Annotated in this window: 18 protein-coding genes; 15 read left to right on the forward strand and 3 right to left on the reverse strand. The window is 69.9% G+C overall.

Features of this window, described 5'->3' with window-relative positions:
• Nucleotides 1-657: 657 nt before the first annotated feature.
• Nucleotides 658-1,623 carry a COX15/CtaA family protein gene (locus ACQ0O7_RS42170; protein ID WP_430791538.1) on the reverse strand — a complete coding sequence of 322 codons (966 nt, stop codon included), beginning with the start codon at nucleotides 1,621-1,623 and terminating at the stop codon, nucleotides 658-660.
• 114 nt (nucleotides 1,624-1,737) lie between these two features.
• On the opposite strand from ACQ0O7_RS42170, the gene ACQ0O7_RS42175 reads away from it, so the two are divergent.
• The 9 genes from ACQ0O7_RS42175 (at nucleotide 1,738) to ACQ0O7_RS42215 (ending at nucleotide 9,215) form a co-directional block, all read left to right on the forward strand.
• Entirely contained in the window at nucleotides 1,738-2,460 is a 723-nt protein-coding gene (locus ACQ0O7_RS42175; RefSeq protein ID WP_430791539.1) for a helix-turn-helix transcriptional regulator, read from the forward strand.
• Entirely contained in the window at nucleotides 2,457-3,878 is a 1,422-nt protein-coding gene (gene sufB / locus ACQ0O7_RS42180; RefSeq protein ID WP_430791540.1) for a Fe-S cluster assembly protein SufB, read from the forward strand. The genes ACQ0O7_RS42175 and sufB overlap by 4 nt, the downstream gene beginning before the upstream one ends.
• A gap of 39 nt (nucleotides 3,879-3,917) precedes the next feature.
• A complete protein-coding gene (gene sufD / locus ACQ0O7_RS42185; protein WP_430791541.1) occupies nucleotides 3,918-5,039 on the forward strand; it encodes a Fe-S cluster assembly protein SufD in 1,122 nt (373 codons plus the stop codon).
• Nucleotides 5,039-5,371 (forward strand): non-heme iron oxygenase ferredoxin subunit, encoded by a 333-nt coding sequence (locus ACQ0O7_RS42190; protein WP_430791542.1) that lies wholly within the window; start codon nucleotides 5,039-5,041, stop codon nucleotides 5,369-5,371. The genes sufD and ACQ0O7_RS42190 overlap by 1 nt, the downstream gene beginning before the upstream one ends.
• Nucleotides 5,368-6,126 carry a Fe-S cluster assembly ATPase SufC gene (sufC, locus tag ACQ0O7_RS42195; protein WP_430791543.1) on the forward strand — a complete coding sequence of 253 codons (759 nt, stop codon included), beginning with the start codon at nucleotides 5,368-5,370 and terminating at the stop codon, nucleotides 6,124-6,126. The genes ACQ0O7_RS42190 and sufC overlap by 4 nt, the downstream gene beginning before the upstream one ends.
• A 10-nt stretch (nucleotides 6,127-6,136) precedes the next feature.
• Complete coding sequence (locus ACQ0O7_RS42200; RefSeq protein ID WP_430791544.1) at nucleotides 6,137-7,366, forward strand: cysteine desulfurase; 1,230 nt, start codon at nucleotides 6,137-6,139, stop codon at nucleotides 7,364-7,366.
• Nucleotides 7,366-7,821: a Fe-S cluster assembly sulfur transfer protein SufU gene (gene sufU, locus ACQ0O7_RS42205; protein ID WP_430791545.1), complete on the forward strand. Its 456-nt coding sequence runs from the start codon at nucleotides 7,366-7,368 to the stop codon at nucleotides 7,819-7,821. The genes ACQ0O7_RS42200 and sufU overlap by 1 nt, the downstream gene beginning before the upstream one ends.
• A 143-nt stretch (nucleotides 7,822-7,964) precedes the next feature.
• On the forward strand, nucleotides 7,965-8,381 hold the full coding sequence (locus ACQ0O7_RS42210; RefSeq protein WP_430791564.1) for a metal-sulfur cluster assembly factor: 417 nt from the start codon (nucleotides 7,965-7,967) through the stop codon (nucleotides 8,379-8,381).
• A 78-nt stretch (nucleotides 8,382-8,459) separates the two neighbouring features.
• Nucleotides 8,460-9,215 (forward strand): maleylpyruvate isomerase family mycothiol-dependent enzyme, encoded by a 756-nt coding sequence (locus tag ACQ0O7_RS42215; protein ID WP_430791546.1) that lies wholly within the window; start codon nucleotides 8,460-8,462, stop codon nucleotides 9,213-9,215.
• A 43-nt stretch (nucleotides 9,216-9,258) separates the two neighbouring features.
• Here ACQ0O7_RS42215 and ACQ0O7_RS42220 read toward each other — a convergent pair whose 3' ends face one another.
• The gene (locus ACQ0O7_RS42220; RefSeq protein ID WP_430791547.1) at nucleotides 9,259-9,429 is read right to left on the reverse strand and encodes a hypothetical protein; all 171 of its coding nucleotides are present in this window, start codon (nucleotides 9,427-9,429) and stop codon (nucleotides 9,259-9,261) included.
• A gap of 350 nt (nucleotides 9,430-9,779) precedes the next feature.
• Here ACQ0O7_RS42220 and ACQ0O7_RS42225 point away from each other — a divergent pair, with 350 nt between their 5' ends.
• The 6 genes from ACQ0O7_RS42225 to ACQ0O7_RS42250 are packed head-to-tail and all read left to right on the forward strand — an operon-like array spanning nucleotide 9,780 to nucleotide 16,294.
• A complete protein-coding gene (locus ACQ0O7_RS42225; protein WP_430791548.1) occupies nucleotides 9,780-11,033 on the forward strand; it encodes an aspartate aminotransferase family protein in 1,254 nt (417 codons plus the stop codon).
• Nucleotides 11,030-12,094 carry a zinc-dependent alcohol dehydrogenase gene (locus tag ACQ0O7_RS42230; protein WP_430791549.1) on the forward strand — a complete coding sequence of 355 codons (1,065 nt, stop codon included), beginning with the start codon at nucleotides 11,030-11,032 and terminating at the stop codon, nucleotides 12,092-12,094. Before ACQ0O7_RS42225 ends, ACQ0O7_RS42230 begins: the two co-directional genes overlap by 4 nt.
• A complete protein-coding gene (locus ACQ0O7_RS42235) occupies nucleotides 12,087-13,124 on the forward strand; it encodes a glycosyltransferase family 2 protein (RefSeq protein ID WP_430791550.1) in 1,038 nt (345 codons plus the stop codon). Before ACQ0O7_RS42230 ends, ACQ0O7_RS42235 begins: the two co-directional genes overlap by 8 nt.
• Nucleotides 13,121-13,903, forward strand: coding sequence for an inositol monophosphatase family protein (locus tag ACQ0O7_RS42240; RefSeq protein WP_430791551.1), 783 nt, complete (start codon nucleotides 13,121-13,123; stop codon nucleotides 13,901-13,903). The genes ACQ0O7_RS42235 and ACQ0O7_RS42240 overlap by 4 nt, the downstream gene beginning before the upstream one ends.
• Nucleotides 13,884-15,467 carry a glycosyltransferase gene (locus tag ACQ0O7_RS42245; protein WP_430791552.1) on the forward strand — a complete coding sequence of 528 codons (1,584 nt, stop codon included), beginning with the start codon at nucleotides 13,884-13,886 and terminating at the stop codon, nucleotides 15,465-15,467. The genes ACQ0O7_RS42240 and ACQ0O7_RS42245 overlap by 20 nt, the downstream gene beginning before the upstream one ends.
• Complete coding sequence (locus ACQ0O7_RS42250; protein ID WP_430791553.1) at nucleotides 15,464-16,294, forward strand: LLM class flavin-dependent oxidoreductase; 831 nt, start codon at nucleotides 15,464-15,466, stop codon at nucleotides 16,292-16,294. The genes ACQ0O7_RS42245 and ACQ0O7_RS42250 overlap by 4 nt, the downstream gene beginning before the upstream one ends.
• On the opposite strand, the gene ACQ0O7_RS42255 is transcribed toward ACQ0O7_RS42250, so the two are convergent.
• Nucleotides 16,291-17,562 (reverse strand): MFS transporter, encoded by a 1,272-nt coding sequence (locus ACQ0O7_RS42255; RefSeq protein WP_430791554.1) that lies wholly within the window; start codon nucleotides 17,560-17,562, stop codon nucleotides 16,291-16,293. The genes ACQ0O7_RS42250 and ACQ0O7_RS42255 overlap by 4 nt on opposite strands.
• Nucleotides 17,563-17,617 lie beyond the last annotated feature (55 nt).

The raw sequence follows: 17,617 nt of genomic DNA on the forward strand, positions 1-17,617 counted from the left end.
ACGCCCCAGAACCACGGTGGTCAGACGGTCAGCTCTCACCCAAAGCCCCCCACCCCACCCAAACGACGACCCACAGCCGCCAAGTTTGCGGCTAGCCGTACGTCAGCGAGCTTTTGAGGGGTGAATTACCTGTCTGAGGTACAGCTCGGTCAACCGAGCTGTACCTCAGACAGGTAATGAGGGTGCTTTAAGGCTTCTGACGTACGGCTAGCCGTAGCTCAGGTGTCCTTGACCTGCCGGCTTTATGGCTAGCCGTAGCTCAGGAGCCTTTGGTGGGGTGCGATACACGTCTGAACGACGGCTCGACTCGCTCGGCCGTCGTTCAGACGTGTATCGAGAGTGCTGAACGACCTCTGGCCTACGACTGGCCGGAGGTCAGAGGTGCGTGGGGTGCGGGTGGGGTCGGGCAGGCGTGAAGCGGGACGGTGTGGGTTGGCCGGGGTGGGCAGAGGTTGGCCGTGGGTTGAGTTGTGGTGCGGGAGCAGGTGGGCAGGGCGGGTGTGGGCCGGGAGCACGGTGGGGCGGGAGCAGGTGGGGGCAGGGCGGGTGTGGGCCGGGAGCACGGTGGGGCGGGAGCAGGTGGGGGCAGGGCGGGTGTGGGCCGGGAGCACCGTGGGGGCGGGAACAGGTAGGTAGGGGCGGGTGTAGGTGGGTGGGTCAGGGGACGGGAGCCGGGGTGGTGGCTGGAGTGGGCTGGGGGAGCGGCGATGCCGGCTCGGGCACGGGCGGGCGGGTGCGCAGTGACCACAGCACCGCCAGAGTCGCGGTCCAGACCAGGCCGGAGCCGAGCATGTGCAGGCCGACCAGCAGGACCGGCAGATGCGTGAAGTACTGCACGAAGCCGATCACGCCCTGCGCCATCTCCACCCAGAACAGCACCGCCGCGGCGCGCACCGCCTCGGCCGGGGCGCCGACCGCGCGGAGCGCGAACCACAGCGCCACGGTCAGGCCGACCAGCAGGAACACCAGGTCGGCGTGCACCTGGGAGAGCCGGTCCGGGTCGAGTCCGTTGCGTTTGGCGCCGTGGTCGCCGGAGTGGGGGCCGCTGCCGGTGACCACCACGCCGGCCACGATGACCGCGAAGCTGACCGCCATGTTGATCCACGCCAGGTGCCGGATCGGGGCGGGGACCAGCAGGATCGGTTCGCCGTCGCCGGCGTCGACCCGGCGCCACAGGGCGTACGCCCCGGCGACGAGCACGATGGAGAGGATGAAGTGCAGGCCGACCACCCACGGGTTGAGGTTGGTCAGCACGGTGATGCCGCCGATCACGCCCTGTCCGGGGATGCCGAGGGCGACGGCGACGGAGAGCCGGATCAGCGAGCGGCGGCGGCGGGCCAGCGCGCCGAGGAAGCAGGCCACCGCGATGGCGATGAGCACGAAGGTGAGCAGCCGGTTGCCGAATTCGATGGCGCCGTTGATGCCCATCTCGGGGGTGGTCGTGTAGGACTCGTCGGTGCACCGGGGCCAGGTGGGGCAGCCGAGGCCGGAGGCGGTGAGGCGGACTGCCGCGCCGGTGACGATGATCCCGATGTTGGCGATCAGTGAGGCGAGGGCGAGGCCGCGCAGGTGGTCGCCGCACCACCGGAAGGGACGGGACGACAGTAAAGCGGTGTACTTCACCCCGCGCATCGTACGCTCGCTCCCGATCTTGGTTTTCGCAGCTCCGGAAGCCGGTGTGGTGGATCACCGGACCCCGGTTTGCAGGGCTCAGAGGAAATACGTAACGTTGGCGTAGTGAAAAACGAGGTGCTGATCCAGATCGGCGCACCGGCTCCGGCCGGCGCGGCCGACGGGCGCACCCGTGACCGGGTCGTGCAGCTTCTGCTGAAGCACGGCGCCACCACCGCGGCCCAGCTCGGGGCCGCCCTGGGGCTGAGCCCGGCCGCCATCCGCAAACATCTGGACGCGATGCTCGCCGAGCGTCTGGTCGAGACGCGTGAGCTGCGGCGGGACAAGCCGCGTGGCCGGGGCCGGCCGGCCAAGGCGTTCGTGCTCACCGCGGCCGCCCGCGAGGATCTCAATCCGCACCATTACGACGGCATCGCCACCGCCGCGCTGCGCTGGATCGCGCAGCAGCACGGTCCGGAGGCCGTCTCCGCCTTCGCCGCGGCGCAGGTCAAGGCTCTCGAGGAGCGCTGTGAGGCGGCGCTGCGGGAGGCCGGGCCGGACCCGATCGCCCGGGCCGAGGCTCTCGCCGAGGTGCTGACCGCGGAGGGCTACGCTGCCAACGCCTCGGCGATCGCCTCCGGCGGGCAGCTCTGCCAGCAGCACTGCCCGGTGGCTCACGTGGCTGCCGAGTTTCCTCAGCTGTGCGACGCCGAGACCGAAGTCATCTCCCGGCTCATCGGCACCCACGTGCAGCGTCTCGCCACCATCGCGCACGGCGACGGGGTGTGCACCACGCACATCCCCGCCCCTACGCACCACACCGCCATCACGGTTAGGACAGATACATGACTGACCAGATCGTCACTCAGGAAGAGCACCTCGCCGCTCTTGGCAAGTACGAGTACGGCTGGGCCGACGCCGACGTCGCCGGGGCTGCCGCGCAGCGCGGCCTGTCCGAGGCGGTGGTGCGCAACATCTCCGCGTTGAAGAACGAGCCGGAGTGGATGCTGAACCTCCGGCTGAAGGGCCTGCGGCTGTTCGACCGCAAGCCGATGCCGCACTGGGGCGCGGACCTGACCGGCATCGACTTCCAGAACATCAAGTATTTCGTGCGGTCCACCGAGAAGCAGGCGACCTCGTGGGAGGACCTGCCGGAGGACATCAAGGCGACGTACGACAAGCTCGGTATTCCGGAGGCGGAGAAGCAGCGCCTGGTCGCCGGTGTCGCCGCGCAGTACGAGTCGGAGGTCGTCTACCACGCGATCCGTGAGGACCTGGAGGAGCAGGGCGTGCTCTTCCTGGACACCGACACGGCGCTGAAGGAGCACCCGGAGATCTTCCAGGAGTACTTCGGCACGGTGATCCCGGTCGGTGACAACAAGTTCGCCGCGCTGAACACCGCGACCTGGTCCGGTGGCTCGTTCATCTACGTGCCGAAGGGCGTGCACGTGGACATCCCGCTGCAGGCCTACTTCCGGATCAACACGGAGAACATGGGCCAGTTCGAGCGGACCTTGATCATCGCCGACGAGGGCTCGTACGTGCACTACGTCGAGGGCTGCACCGCGCCGATCTACTCGTCCGACTCGCTGCACTCGGCGGTGGTCGAGATCGTGGTGAAGAAGAACGCCCGGGTGCGCTACACGACCATCCAGAACTGGTCGAACAACGTCTACAACCTGGTCACCAAGCGCGCCACCTGTGAAGAGGGCGCGACCATGGAGTGGATCGACGGCAACATCGGTTCCAAGGTGACGATGAAGTACCCGGCGGTCTACATGACCGGCCCACACGCCAAGGGTGAGGTGCTGTCGATCGCGATGGCCGGTGAGGGCCAGCACCAGGACTCCGGCGCGAAGATGGTGCACGCGGCGCCGCACACCTCGTCGACGATCATCTCGAAGTCGATCGCCCGGGGCGGTGGGCGTACGTCGTACCGCGGCCTGGTTCAGGTCCTGGAGGGTTCGTCCAGCTCGAAGAGCACGGTCAAGTGCGACGCGCTGCTGGTGGACACGATCTCCCGGTCGGACACCTACCCGTACGTCGATATCCGCGAGGACGACGTCAACATGGGTCACGAGGCGACCGTCTCCAAGGTCAGCGAGGACCAGCTCTTCTACCTGATGAGCCGCGGTCTGACCGAGGACGAGGCGATGGCGATGATCGTTCGCGGCTTCATCGAGCCGATCGCCAAGGAGCTCCCGATGGAGTACGCCCTGGAGCTGAACCGCCTCATCGAGCTCCAGATGGAAGGCGCCGTCGGCTGAGAAGCTGACAAATCGGACGAGACTTTCTCAAAGGACGACATGACAACCATCGCCCCGCCGAGCACCAAATCGCAGGTGCTGCGTTCCTTCGACGTCGCCGACTTCCCGGCCCTCACCGGCCTGGAGGAGGACTGGCGTTTCACCCCGCTCAAGCGCCTCGGTGAGCTGGCCAAGGCCGGTTCGCTGACCGGCACCGCGCCGTCGGCCGAGTTCGGCGACCTGCCGGCCGGTGTGACCGTGTCGGCCGCGGACGACGTCGAGCCGGTGCTCACCCCGTTCGACCGGGTCAGCGCGCTGGCCTTCGGTTCGGCCGCCGGGGTCACCGTGATCGAGGTGGCGCCCGAGGCCGAGCCGGCCGAGGCGGTCGTGATCCGCCTGGTCGGCAAGGGCGGCGACGCGGCGGCCGCGCGCACCTTCGTCAAGGTGGGCGCGTTCGCCAAGGCGACGATCATCCTGGAGCAGACCGGCACGGTCACCCTCGCCGACAACGTCGAGGTGGTGATCGGTGACGGCGCCCAGCTGACCTTCGTCACGCTGGCCGAGTGGGACCGGGACGCGGTCCAGGCCCAGCACGTCAAGTTCCGGGTCGGCCGGGACGCCCGGGTCCAGCACCTGCAGGTCACTCTGGGCGGCGACCTGGTGCGCCAGTTCACGAGTGTGGAGTACGCCGGCCGCGGCGGCGACGCCGAGCTGTTCGGCCTGTACTTCGCCGACTCCGGCCAGCACCACGAGCACCGGCAGCTGGTCGACCACGCGGTGCCGGACTGCCGCAGCTACGTGGGCTACCGCGGGGCGCTGCAGGGCTCGTCGGCGCACACCGTCTGGGTCGGCGACGTGCTGATCCGGGCCGCGGCGACCGGGACCGACACGTACGAGATCAATCGGAATCTGCTCCTGACCGACGGGGCGCGGGCCGACTCGGTGCCGAACCTGGAGATCGAGACCGGGGAGATCGCCGGTGCCGGGCACGCCAGCGCGACCGGCCGGTTCGACGACGAGCAGCTGTTCTACCTGATGGCGCGCGGGATCCCCGAGGGTGAGGCGCGCAAGCTGGTGGTCCGCGGCTTCTTCGCCGAGCTGATCAACAAGATCCCGGTCGAGGATTTGCGCGAGCGGCTCGGTGCCGTGATCGAGTCCCGGCTGGTGGAGGCCGGGCAGTAATGGCCTTCGAGAACGTCGGCCCGGTGTCGGACGTCGCGAAGGGCACCGCTCTCCAGGTGGAGGTCGACGGTGTCGAGGTCGCGGTCGTGCACGCCGACGACGACCGGTTCTACGCCGTCCGCGACGAGTGCAGCCACGCCTCGGTGGCTCTCTCCGAGGGCGAGGTGGACGGGTGCACGCTGGAGTGCTGGCTGCACGGCTCCCGGTTCGACCTGCGTACCGGTGAGCCCTCCGGACCACCGGCCTTCAGCCCGGTGGCCGTCTACCCCGTCGAGATCCGCGACGGCGACATCTACGTTTCGACGATTCCTAGCAATGGAGTAGAGCCGTGAGCACCCTGGAGATCCGCGACCTGCAGGTGTCGGTGAAGCTGCCCGAGGGCGAGCTGAAGCCGATCCTGAACGGTGTCGACCTGACCGTGAAGGCCGGCGAGACCCACGCCATCATGGGTCCCAACGGCTCCGGCAAGTCGACCCTCGCGTACTCGATCGCCGGTCACCCGAAGTATGAGATCACCGGCGGTTCGGTCACCCTGGACGGACAGGACGTCCTGGAGCTGAGCGTCGACGAGCGCGCGCGGGCCGGCCTGTTCCTGGCCATGCAGTACCCGGTCGAGGTCCCCGGCGTGTCGGTGGCCAACTTCCTGCGGACCGCGAAGACCGCCGTCGACGGCCAGGCGCCGAAGCTGCGCACCTGGGCCGGCGAGCTGCGCGGCGCGATGGAGAAGCTGGAGATGGACCCGGCGTTCGCCCAGCGCAACGTCAACGAGGGCTTCTCCGGCGGTGAGAAGAAGCGGCACGAGATCATGCAGCTGGAGCTGCTGAAGCCGAAGATGGCGATCCTCGACGAGACCGACTCCGGCCTGGACATCGACGCGCTGCGGATCGTCAGCGAGGGTGTCAACCGGGTCCGTGAGACCGGGCAGACCGGCTTCCTGCTGATCACTCACTACACCCGGATCCTCCGCTACATCAAGCCGGACTTCGTGCACGTCTTCGTCGGCGGCAAGATCGTCGAAGAGGGTGGCCCGGAGCTGGGCGAGCAGCTCGAGGCCGAGGGTTACGACAAGTACAAGGTCCGGGCCTGAGGGGTTACTGATGAGCTTCGACGTCGAGCGGGTCCGTAAGGACTTCCCGATCTTCGAGCGGGAGGTCAACGGCCACCCGCTGGTCTACCTGGACAGCGCCAACACCTCGCAGAAGCCGGTGCAGGTGCTCGACGTCATGCGCGCGCACCAGGAGCGGTACAACGGCAACGTGTCCCGCTCCGTGCACACGCTCGGCACCGAGTCGACCGAGGCCTACGAGGGTGCGCGCGCCCGGATCGCCTCGTTCATCGGCGCGGCGAGCCCGGACGAGGTGGTGTTCACCAAGAACTCCACCGAGGCGATCAACCTGGCGGCGTACTCGCTGGGTCGGATGTTGCGTCTCGGCCCCGGTGACGAGGTGGTGATCTCCGAGATGGAGCATCACTCCAACCTGGTGCCGTGGCAGCTGCTGTGCGAGCGGACCGGTGCCACGCTGCGCTGGTTCGGCATCACCGACGAGGGCCGGCTCGACGAGTCGAACCTCGATGATCTGGTCACCGCCAAAACCAAGATCATCTCGCTGGTGCACATGTCCAACGTGCTCGGCACCGTCAACGACGTCTCGCGGATCGCCGCGCGGGCGAAGGAGAACGGCGCACTGCTGATGCTGGACTGCTCGCAGTCCGTGCCGCATCTGCCGCTCGACGTGTCCACGCTGGGCGCCGACCTGATCGCGTTCACCGGGCACAAGATGCTCGGCCCGACCGGCATCGGCGTGCTCTGGGGCACCGGAAGCCTGCTGGAGCGGATGCCCCCGTTCCTGGCCGGCGGCTCGATGATCGAGACGGTGACGATGGGCGGCACCACGTTCGCCGCGCCACCCGCGCGGTTCGAGGCGGGCACCCCGCCGATCACCGAGGCGATCGGTCTCGGCGCGGCCGTCGACTACCTGACCGGGCTGGGCATGGCGGCGATCCACCAGCACGAGCAGGACATCACCCGGTACGCGCTGGACGCCCTGTCGTCCGTACCCGATGTGCGGATCTTCGGTCCGGCCACTGTCGAAGGCCGGGGCGGGACGGTGTCGTTCGGCGTCGACGGGGTACACCCCCACGACGTGGGACAGATCCTGGACGCGCTCGGTGTCGAGGTCCGGGTCGGGCATCATTGCGCCCGGCCGGTCTGCTCGCGGTTCAGTGTGCCGGCGATGACCAGGGCCTCGTTCTACCTCTACACGACGACGGCCGAGATCGACGCCCTGGCGCGTGGACTCGACCAGGTGCGGAAGGTGTTCGGCTGATGATGCTCGACAGTCTCTACCAGGAGATCATCCTCGACCACTACAAGAACCCGCACGGGCGTGGTCTGCGGGACCCGTTCGACGGGGAGGCGCACCACGTCAACCCGACGTGCGGCGACGAGATCACCGTTCGCGTCTCTTCCGATCTTTCCGAGATTTCGTACGACGGGCTGGGTTGCTCGATCAGCCAGGCCTCCGCATCGGTGCTGCACGAACTGGTTCAGGGTAGGGACGTGGCCGAGGCGTCCGCTGTCCACCATGCCTTCGTGGAGCTGATGCAGAGCCGTGGCCAGGTCGAACCGGACGAGGAGGTGCTCGGCGACGGTATCGCGTTCGCCGGTGTCGCCAAGTTCCCGGCCCGGGTCAAGTGCGCGCTGCTGCCGTGGATGGCGTTCAAGGACGCCGCGGCACGCGCCGGTGTGGACGTGGGCGTGAGCCCGGAGGTGAAGGCATGACTGACTCTGTAGACACTGCCCGGACCATCGCCACGGCGCCGGCCTCCGGTGCCGCCCCCGGCCAGGGGGAAGAGGTGCCGGACTGGCTGGCCGACGAGCGGGCCGCGGCCGCCGACGCCGGCGAACCGGTGGAGCTGCCGTCGGTGAGCGTCTCGGCGACCGCCGAGGGCGACGGCACCGCCGTTGCCGAGCCGGTGGCCGAGGCCCCGGCCGCCGCCCCCGCCGGGGAGATCAAGAAGGCGTCGATCGCCGACGTCGAAGAGGCCATGAAGGACGTCGTCGACCCCGAGCTGGGGATCAACGTCGTCGACCTGGGCCTGGTCTACGGCACCCACGTGGACGACGAGAACGTGGTCACCATCGACATGACGCTCACCTCGGCGGCCTGCCCGCTGACCGACGTCATCGAGGACCAGACCCGGCAGGCGCTGACCACCGGCCCCGGCGGGGGCCTGGTCCAGGACTTCCGGATCAACTGGGTGTGGCTGCCGCCGTGGGGCCCCGACAAGATCACCGACGACGGCCGGGATCAGCTGCGGGCTCTCGGCTTCAACGTCTGACCTCATCGAGTACGCCTACCGGGCGGTGCGCTGACCAGCGCGCCGCCCGTTGTCGTACCCCGGTGGTAGAAACCGGGCATGACTTCGACACCGCCCTACCCCGAGCTGCTGACCCTGATCGAGGGCCGCTCGGTGGCGCTGCGCGACGCCGTCGCCTCGGCCCCCGACCGGGATGCCACGGTTCCGGGCTGTCCCGAGTGGTCGATCACCGACCTGGTCGCCCACGTGGGTGCCGTCCAGCGGTTCTGGGCGGCCACCGTGGCCGAGGCCGAGGAGTCCCGGCCACCGTCGGCGGAGCGGATCGGGGACCGTGAGCCGCACGGCGATCTGCTGGAGTGGTCCGCGGCGTCGACGGCCCTGCTGCTGGCGGCGCTGCGCGACGCCGGCCCGGCGGCACCCAGCTGGGCGTGGTGGGCCGGTTCCGGCGCTCCGCTGACCGCGGCGGCGGTCGCCCGGCATCAGGTGCAGGAGGCGGCGGTGCACGCCTTCGACGCGCAGGAGGCCGTCGGCCGGGCCGAGCCGCTGCCCGCCGCGATCGCGGTCGACGGCGTGGGCGAGTTCCTGTCGGTGGGGCTGGGGTCGCTGGGCGCGTGGCCGCACCGGCCGGCCCGGGTCGGGTTCCAGGCCATCGAGGGGCCGTCGTGGACGCTCGACCTGTCCCCGGCGGGGGCCACGGCGGGACCGGCGGCCAGCGGCGAGCCGGTGACCCGGATCCAGGCCACCGCGAGTGATCTGGTGCTGGCCCTCTACCGGCGGATCCCGCTGACCGAGGTGCGGATCGACGGCGACCGGACGGTCGCCGAGCAGCTCGCCACCTGGAGCGACACCGAGTGATCCGATGGCCAGGACCGTGCGCACGGTCCTGGCCATCCGGTGATCAATTGCCGAGGGTGTTGCCGAGGATCACGGCCCGCTGGGTGCCGAGCGCGGCACTGTCCCCGGCCGCCTTCGCCTGTTCCGGGGTGGCGCCGCGGGCCATCGCCCGGGCCACTCCGGCGCTGCGCTGCTCCTCGATCTTCCGTCGCCGTCGCTGGAGGAATCTGCTCAAGATGGACATGAGTGAGAACTGCCCGGCGTCGGCCGTGCCAAACCCCGGGTTCGATCTCACGCCGCGGCCCCGGCGGCTCACCGATGGGAGCAATGCGGACTGATCGCCGGAATCCGGCGAACCGGCCCGCGTTTCTTTTTTAATCGGTCGGCAATTGTTGATTGTCATTCCGGAAACCTGGTGGCGACATCCCGGACCGGAAAGCGTTCCGTGACTAAGCGCACACTCGCCGATGCGGCCAGCTCAGGTGCCTTTCGTGCCAGAACTTAACCGGTTCAGGGTTGACGCCCGGAGTTGCTTGCCTCCACTGTGGTGGGAGCGCTTCCATCTGCTTCGCGGAAAGGCCAGTGATGACCTCGAGCACCGTTCCCAAACCGTTGACCGGTCTGCCCGATTATGTCGGCGACGGCATTTATCTGAACATTCGTGGTGAGCGCTTCATCGATGGCGCGTCCGGCACCTTCAACGTCTCGCTCGGCTACTCGGCCACCGAGATCATCGACGCCCTGCACGGGCAGCTGGACCGGATCGCGCACCTCTCCTCCGAGTTCACCAGGTCCCGGGCAGCAGAGGTCTTCGAGCTGATGAGACCCGACCTGCCGGCGCACATCGGCGCCTTCTGGTTCCGTGACATCACCGGTTCCGGCGCCAACGAGGCGGCGATCAGAATCGCGCAGAAAGCGACCGGCCGCTCCGACATATTCTCCCTGTTCCTGTCCCACCACGGCCAGACCGTCGGCACCACCGGAATATCCGGAAACGCATTCCGGCAGCGCAGTTTCTCGCTTCCGATGGCGCATTCCGTGAAAGTGCCCGGACCGGACTGCGCGAATTGTTTCTACGGCCAGCAGCCGGGTTCCTGCGCGATGCTCTGCGCCCGCCGGCTGGAGGACTTCGCCGAGTACGCGTCGAGCGGCCGGGTCGCCGCCCTGGTCGTCGAACCGATCATGGGAAACGGTGGGAACATCGTGCCGCCCCGCGACTACTACCGGGTGCTCCGGGAGACCTGTGACCGCCTCGGCATCCTGATCATCGCCGACGAGGTGCAGACCGGCTTCGGGCGGACCGGATCGTTCTTCGCCTCCACCGGCTACGCCGCCGCGCTGCGCCCCGACATCATCACCTTCGCCAAGGGCGCGGGCGGCGTCGGCATCCCGGTGGCCGGTGTGCTGATGCGGCCCGAACTGGACGTCCTCGAACAGTGGGAGCACTCCAGCACCTCCGGCGCCAACCCGCTCGCCCTGGTCGCGCTCGAGGAGACGGTCCGCTACCTGCGCAACCACCGGGTCCTGGACACCGTGACCGAGTCCGGCGACCGGCTGCTGCGCGGCCTGCACACGCTGGCCCGCGCCTTCCCGGACATGACCGGGGTCCGCGGCGTCGGCCTGATGCAGGCCTTCGACCTGCCGACCAGCGTCGACGTCGAGCAGTTCCTCGGCCTGGCCCGCCGGCACGGCCTGATCCTGCGCGGCAGCCGGTACGGCTTCGGCAACACCGTCAAGGTCCGCCCGCCCCTGATCATCACCACCGCCCAGGTGGACGACCTGCTCCACCGCCTGCGCGCCACCCTGCACGACTATCAGAAGGAGGCCACCCGGCCGTGAAAGCGCTCAAATACCGCGGGCCCTGGGACGTCGCACTGACCGAGGTCCCCGACCTGCACGCGACCGGCGACGACGACGTGGTCGTGGACATCAAGTTCTGCGGGGTGTGCGGCACCGACCTCGGCATCGTCTCCGGCTCCTACCCGGTCGCCGTCCCCGGCGTCACCCTCGGCCACGAGGCCAGCGGCATCATCGCCGAGACCGGCCCGGCCGTCACCAGCGTGGCGGTGGGGGACCGGGTAGTGATCAACCCGACGCCCTACTGCGGGCGCTGCCGGATGTGCCGCACCCAGCGGATCAACCACTGCGTCAACAAGCACGGCACCGAGAGCGGGGTCAGCTACGACGGCGCGTACGCCGGCCGCTACCGCACCACCTCGGCCTTCGTGCACCGGCTGCCGGACGACGTGTCGCTGCGCGCCGCCGCCCTGACCGAACCGCTGAGCTGCGTGGTGGCCGGCGCCCGCAAACTCCAGCCGCCGTCGCTGAGCGCGTTCACCTACGTCTTCGGCGCCGGCCCGCTCGGCCTGCTCTACACCTGGGTGCTGTCGCTGAAGGGCCTGACCCCGGTGGTGATCGAGCACTCGCCGGCCCGCCTGGAGTTCGCCCGCGACCGGCTGCCCGACGGCACCGCCGCCTACGCGTCCCTGGACGAGGCCCGGACCAAGTACTTCAACGACCCGGACGCGCCCCTGGACATCGTCGTGGACACCACCTCGGCACTCCTGGAAGAACTCTTCCCGCAGATCGCGCACGGTGGGACGTACATGTCGATCGGTTTGAAGGAGAGGTTCGCCTCGATCGACACGATGCTGCTCGCCGACCGCAGCCTGTCGATCATCGGGTCGATCGACTCGCTGCACGGCTCGTTCGACGAGGCGTTCCACCTGATCACCACCGGGCGGATCCCGGCCGAGCGCCTGGTCAGCCACGTGGTGCCGCTCGACGACTTCCGGACCGGGTTCGCCGCGCTCGGCTGTGACATCGGCGCCCGGCGGTTCGGCCCGGCCGACCAGGCCAGCTGCAAGGTCCTGATCGCGCCCGGCGGCGTCGATGGGTGACCGCCGGATCAGCGTGGTCATCCCGTACCGCGAACGGGCCTCGAATCTGCGTCTCGCACTGTCCGCCCTGGCCGAGCAGACCCTGCCGATGACCGATTTCGAGGTGGTGCTCGGGGTCCTCGACGACAGTGGGGAGCACGCCGCGATCTGCCGGGAGTTCACCGGCCGGCTCGACGTCGTCACCGTCACGTCGAGCCGCCCGTGGCAGGTCGGCGAGGCCCGCAACCTGGCACTACGGCAGGCCACCGGCGAGATCGTGGTGCTGATGGACGTGGACATGGTGCTGCCCGCACACGCTCTGGAAGATCTTCACGACACCCATTTCCGGTACGGGCAACGCGCCTGCGTGGTCGGCCAGATGCTCGACTACGACAACAACACCGGTGACGTGACCGATGTCGACACCCAGCCCTGGGAGCACTACCGCAAACTCCTCGCCGATCTGGCGGTCACCGGCCCCGGTGATCAGGACCCGCGGATGACGGTCCCGCACGTGATCCCGTGGGCGTTCGCCTGGACCGCGCTGATCGCCCTGCCCCGCGAGCTGGCCGGCGAGTTCGACCCGGGCTTCCACGGCTACGGCGTCGAGGACCTGGAGTGGGCGTACCGGGTGGCCCGCTCCGGCACCCCGATCCTGATGGGCCGCGACTTCTTCGGCGTGCACCTGCCGCACGTGCGCAGCGTCGCCGCCAACAAGCTGTCCGAAGCCCCCAACTACCGCTACTTCCTGCGCAAATGGCCCGGTCTCGACGTGGAGCTGGCCTGCGCGTTCGGTGACTTCGAGGCCAACGCGCTCTACCCGGAACTACGGCGGGCGACCGCGGGCGGCGCCCTGCACACCAGGGTGACCGGCGACGGGCTGGTGCTCGGGGTCCCGCCCGGCCCGGGGACCCTGCCGCTGCTCGGGCTGGCCCTGCCCTTCGAGGACGGCAGCGTCGGCCGCTGCGAGGTGCGGGACACCGTCACCGCGCTGCCCGCCCGCTACCGCGACCGGATCCTGGCCGAGGTCAGCCGGGTGAGCCGGACGTGACCTCCCCGGAGGAGCTGCTCGACGTGGCGGTGCGCGCCGCCCGCGCCGGCGGCCGGGTGATCCGGGCCGCCGGAACCGTCCGGGCGATCGGCGTCAAGTCGAGCGGCACCGACCACGTGACCGAAACCGATCTGGCGAGCGAGGCCGCGGTCACCGCTGTCCTCGGCGCCGCGCGACCCCACGACGGGCTGCTCGGGGAGGAGGGCGGGGCCCGGGCCGGGACGTCCGGGTTGCGGTGGGTGGTGGATCCGGTCGACGGCACCACCAATCTGCTGTACGGGTCACCGCACGTCACCGTCAGCATCGCGGCCGAGCGACAGCTCCCGGACGGCACCTGGCGGGCCGTCGTGGGAGTGGTCCACGACCCCGGCCGCTCGGAGACCTTCACCGCGGCGGACGGCCTGGGCGCCCGGCTGAACGGGAAACCGATCCGGGTCAACGATCCGGTGCCCCTCGACCGGGCCCTGGTGGCGACCGGTTTCGCCTACCACCCGAAGTCCCGCGCCCGGCAGGCGGCGACCGTCGCGAGCCTCCTGCCGCAGATCCGTGACATCCGCAGCCACGGCAGCGCCGCCCTGGAACTCTGCCACCTCGCGGCCGGCCGCTGCGACGCCTACTACGAGGACGAACTCGCCCCCTGGGACTTCGCCGCCGGCGCCCTGATCGCCGCCGAGGCGGGCGCGATCGTCACCCCGCTCGGCTCCGGGGTGCTGGCCGCCGGGCCCGCCCTGCACCCACTTCTCCTGGACAGGACCGCACATGTCGCCGTACCGCGTTGACCAGATTCCCGACCGTGATCCCCCGTACCTGCGGAAATTGTTCGTGGTCTTCCTGACCCTCGCCCCGGTCTTCGTCGTGTGGCGGACCGCCGTCGTCAACTGGACCGTCTGGTACGGGCCGCTGGCCTGGGCCGCCGAGATGTTCGCCGTGCTGACCACCACGATGTTCGTGGTCAGCCTGCGCCGCAGCAGCCGCCCCGCGCCCCGGACCGTGACCGCCCCGGTGGACCGGACCGTCGACATCCTGGTGCCGACCGTCAACGAGCCGCTGCCGGTCCTCGAACCCACCGTGATCGGGGCGCTGCGGGTCCGCGGCGTCCGCGACGTGATCGTCCTCGACGACGGCGACCGTGCCGAGATCCGGGCGATGGCCGGCCGGCTCGGCGCCCGCTACCTGCCCCGGACCAGCAGCGAGGGCGCCAAGGCCGGCAACCTCAACCACGGGCTGCGGATCACCGACGCCGAGTTCGTGATCACCCTCGACGCCGACCACGTCCCGCTGCCCGAGTTCATCGAGAAGACCCTCGGCTACTTCGACGACCCCGACGTCGCGGTCGTCCAGTCGCCGCAGTCGTTCTACAACACCGAGTCGTTCACCTTCCGGCGGCGCGGCGGCCGGGACGGGGCCTGGCACGAGCAGGAGATGTTCTACGGCGGGGTGCAGCCCACCAAGAACACTGTCAACAGCGCCATCTACACCGGCACGTCGGCGATGCTGCGACGGTCCGCACTGGATGCCGCCGGCGGCTTCGCCGAGGACACGTCCACCGAGGACATCCACACCTCGCTGCGGCTGCACGCCCGCGGGTGGAAGTCGGTCTACCTCGAAGAGCCTTTGGCGTACGGCCTGGAAGTCGACAATCTGCGGCAGTACTACGGCACCCGGCGCCGGTGGGCGATCGGCAGCCTGCACCTGCTGCTGCGGCACCCCGACTCGCCACTGCGCGCCCGCGGGCTGAGCATCCACCAGCGGCTCAACTACCTGAGCGCGATGATCGCCCACTTCCAGGGGCTGAACCGGCTGCTCTACCTGCTCATCCCGGTCGCCGCGCTGACCACCGGGGTGGCGCAGGTGCGGGGCCCGTACGCCGTCTATGGTTTCGCCTTTCTGGCCTTCACCGTCTTCTCGATCTACACCGTTGTCGCATTCGGCCGGGGCCACTACCACCTGCTGCACAGTGAGGCGTTCGCCGTCGCGGACACCCTGCCGATGCTCGCCGCGCTGCCCGCCGCCCTGTTCGGCGAACGGCAGTTCGGGGTCACCCAGAAACGCGCCCGGCGCACCGCGGACGCCCGGCTCAAATGGGCGTACCGGATCTTCACGCTTGTCGAACTGTCCGCGCTCGGTTTCGCGGTGACCCGCCTGATCCAGGGCGAGCACGTGGTCATCGCCGCCTGGGCCGCCGCGTCCCTGGCGATCAGCACCGGCTACGCGGTGTTCTTCCTGATCGGGATGGAACGGTACGAACGCCGCCCGGTCACCCCCTGGTACACCCACCTCGAACCGGAACAGCTCTACCGGCGGATTGTCGCCGGCACCGACCGGGAACACGTACCGGCATGACCGTGATCGGCGCCGTGTGCCTGCCGCAACTGCCCCCGGAACGCTTCCGAGACCTGGTCCTGACCGCTGACGAAGCCGGACTCGACGAACTGTGGCTGTGGGAGGACTGCTTCCTCGGTGGCGGCGTGGCCACCATGGCGGCGGCCCTCGCCGGAAGTGAGCGGCTGCGTGTCGGGATGGGCCTGTTCCCGGTGCCGCTGCGCAACGTCGCCGCGACCGCCATGGAGGTGGCCAGCCTGGACCGGCTCTTCCCCGGCCGGGCCCGGATCGGCGTCGGCCACGGTGTGCAGGACTGGATGGGCCAGGTCGGCGCCCGGGTGACATCCCCGATGACCCTCCTCCGGGAGTACGTCACCGCGTTGCGCTCCCTGCTCGGCGGCGAACGGGTCACCGTCGACGGCCGCTACGTGCGCCTCGACGGGGTCGCCCTGGACTGGCCGCCGCTGGACACCGTGCGGATCCTGGTCGGCGCGTCCGCCCCGCGCACCCTGGAACTCGCCGGCAGCGTCGGCGACGGCGTCATCCTGGCCGGCGGCACCACCCCCGGCCAGGTGCGGGCCGCTCGCGACATCGTCGGCGACGGGCAGATCGTGGTCTACCTGCACGCCGCCACCGGGCCGGACGCCGCCGAACGTCTCGAAGCCGAACGGGTGCGCTGGGGATACCCCACCCTCGACGACCGGGCCGTCGCCGGGGACACCGCCGCGATCACCGAGCAGGTGCGGCGGTGGGCCGACGCCGGCGCCGACACCATCGTCCTGCAACCCACCCCCGACGACCCCTCCTTCGACGACTTCGTCCAGCTCGCCGCCGCAGTGAGGATCTAGACCGCGGCGATCGCCTGCCGGGCCTCCCGGGGCTGATGCTCGTCCAGCTCACGCCACGCCGGGAAGAGGAACGGCGCCATCGTGACCAGCAGATAGCCGATCGCGGCGGCCAGCGCGGCGTTGCGCAGACCCAGCAGATCGGTGGTCCACCCACCGACCACACCACCGAACGGGATCCCCGCCCACGACACGGCGATCAGCACACTGATCACCCGGCCGTGCAGACGGGTGGGGATCCGCCGGTAGACAGCCGTCATCAGGATCGGGTTCACCGTCGACATCAGCGCCCCCGACACCGCGGCGACCGTCAGCACCATCCACACCCGGTCAGTCAGCGCCAGAGCCAGCAGCTGCGCCGGGCCGCCCAGAAAGAAACAGATCGCGAGGGTACGGCGCCGCGGTAATCGGGGAGCCAGCATCGTGTACAGGATGTTGCCGGCCACCGCGCCCAGCCCGAACGCGGTGCCGATCACACCCAGCGCGGCCGGCCCGTGCGGCCCGTCCCGCACCCACACCGGCACGAAGACGGTGGCGAACGCCTGATCGAACATGTTGGTGACGAACAGCATCGACATCACCCCGACGATCAGGCGATCCGATCGTACGTACCGGAACCCGTCCTGCAACGCCGCAGCGTAACCCTGCTGCTCACACTCGGCCACCGCGGCCGCGTCCGCCCGGCCGACCCGGACCATCGACACGATGATCAGCGCGCTGATCACGAACGAGAACGCGTCGAACAGCAGCACCCGCTCGGGCCCGAACGTCGCCACCAGCAGCCCCGCCAGCGGCAGCCCGAGCAGGGTGGAGGCGCGGCAGACCCCGTCGTACAGCGCGGTGCCCCGCTCGGTGGACAGGCCGGCGGCGGCGATCGTCCGGGGCAGCAGGGCCCGCTTGGCGGCGTCACCGAACCCGCGCAACGCCCCGGCCAGGGCGATCAGGGCCATCAGAGCGCCCAGCGACACCCCCTCGTAGTAGCCGAGCAGCGGGATGCCCGCGACCGCGAGCACACTGGCGGTGTCCGCGGCCACCGCCGTCGGCCGGGGACCGACCCGGTCGACGATCGGCCCGCCGAGCAGGCCCGCCAGCACATACGGCAGCATCTCGGCCAGCCCCGCCAGCCCCGCGAGCAGCGCGGAGTCCTGGGTGGTCAGCACCAGCCACGGGATGGCCACGAAGGTGATCCGGCTGCCGAGCATGGAGATCGCCTCGGCGGTGAGGAGCGCACCGAGCTGACGGTTCACCACTCGGGCAGGGGCGTCGGGCACCGTTCGAACATAATTTTCATGGTCGGCGCTGGCAAGATGCCCATCGATGTCCGAG

Source organism: Actinoplanes sp. G11-F43 (genome assembly GCF_050589265.1).
Taxonomy (GTDB): Bacteria; Actinomycetota; Actinomycetes; order Mycobacteriales; family Micromonosporaceae; genus Actinoplanes.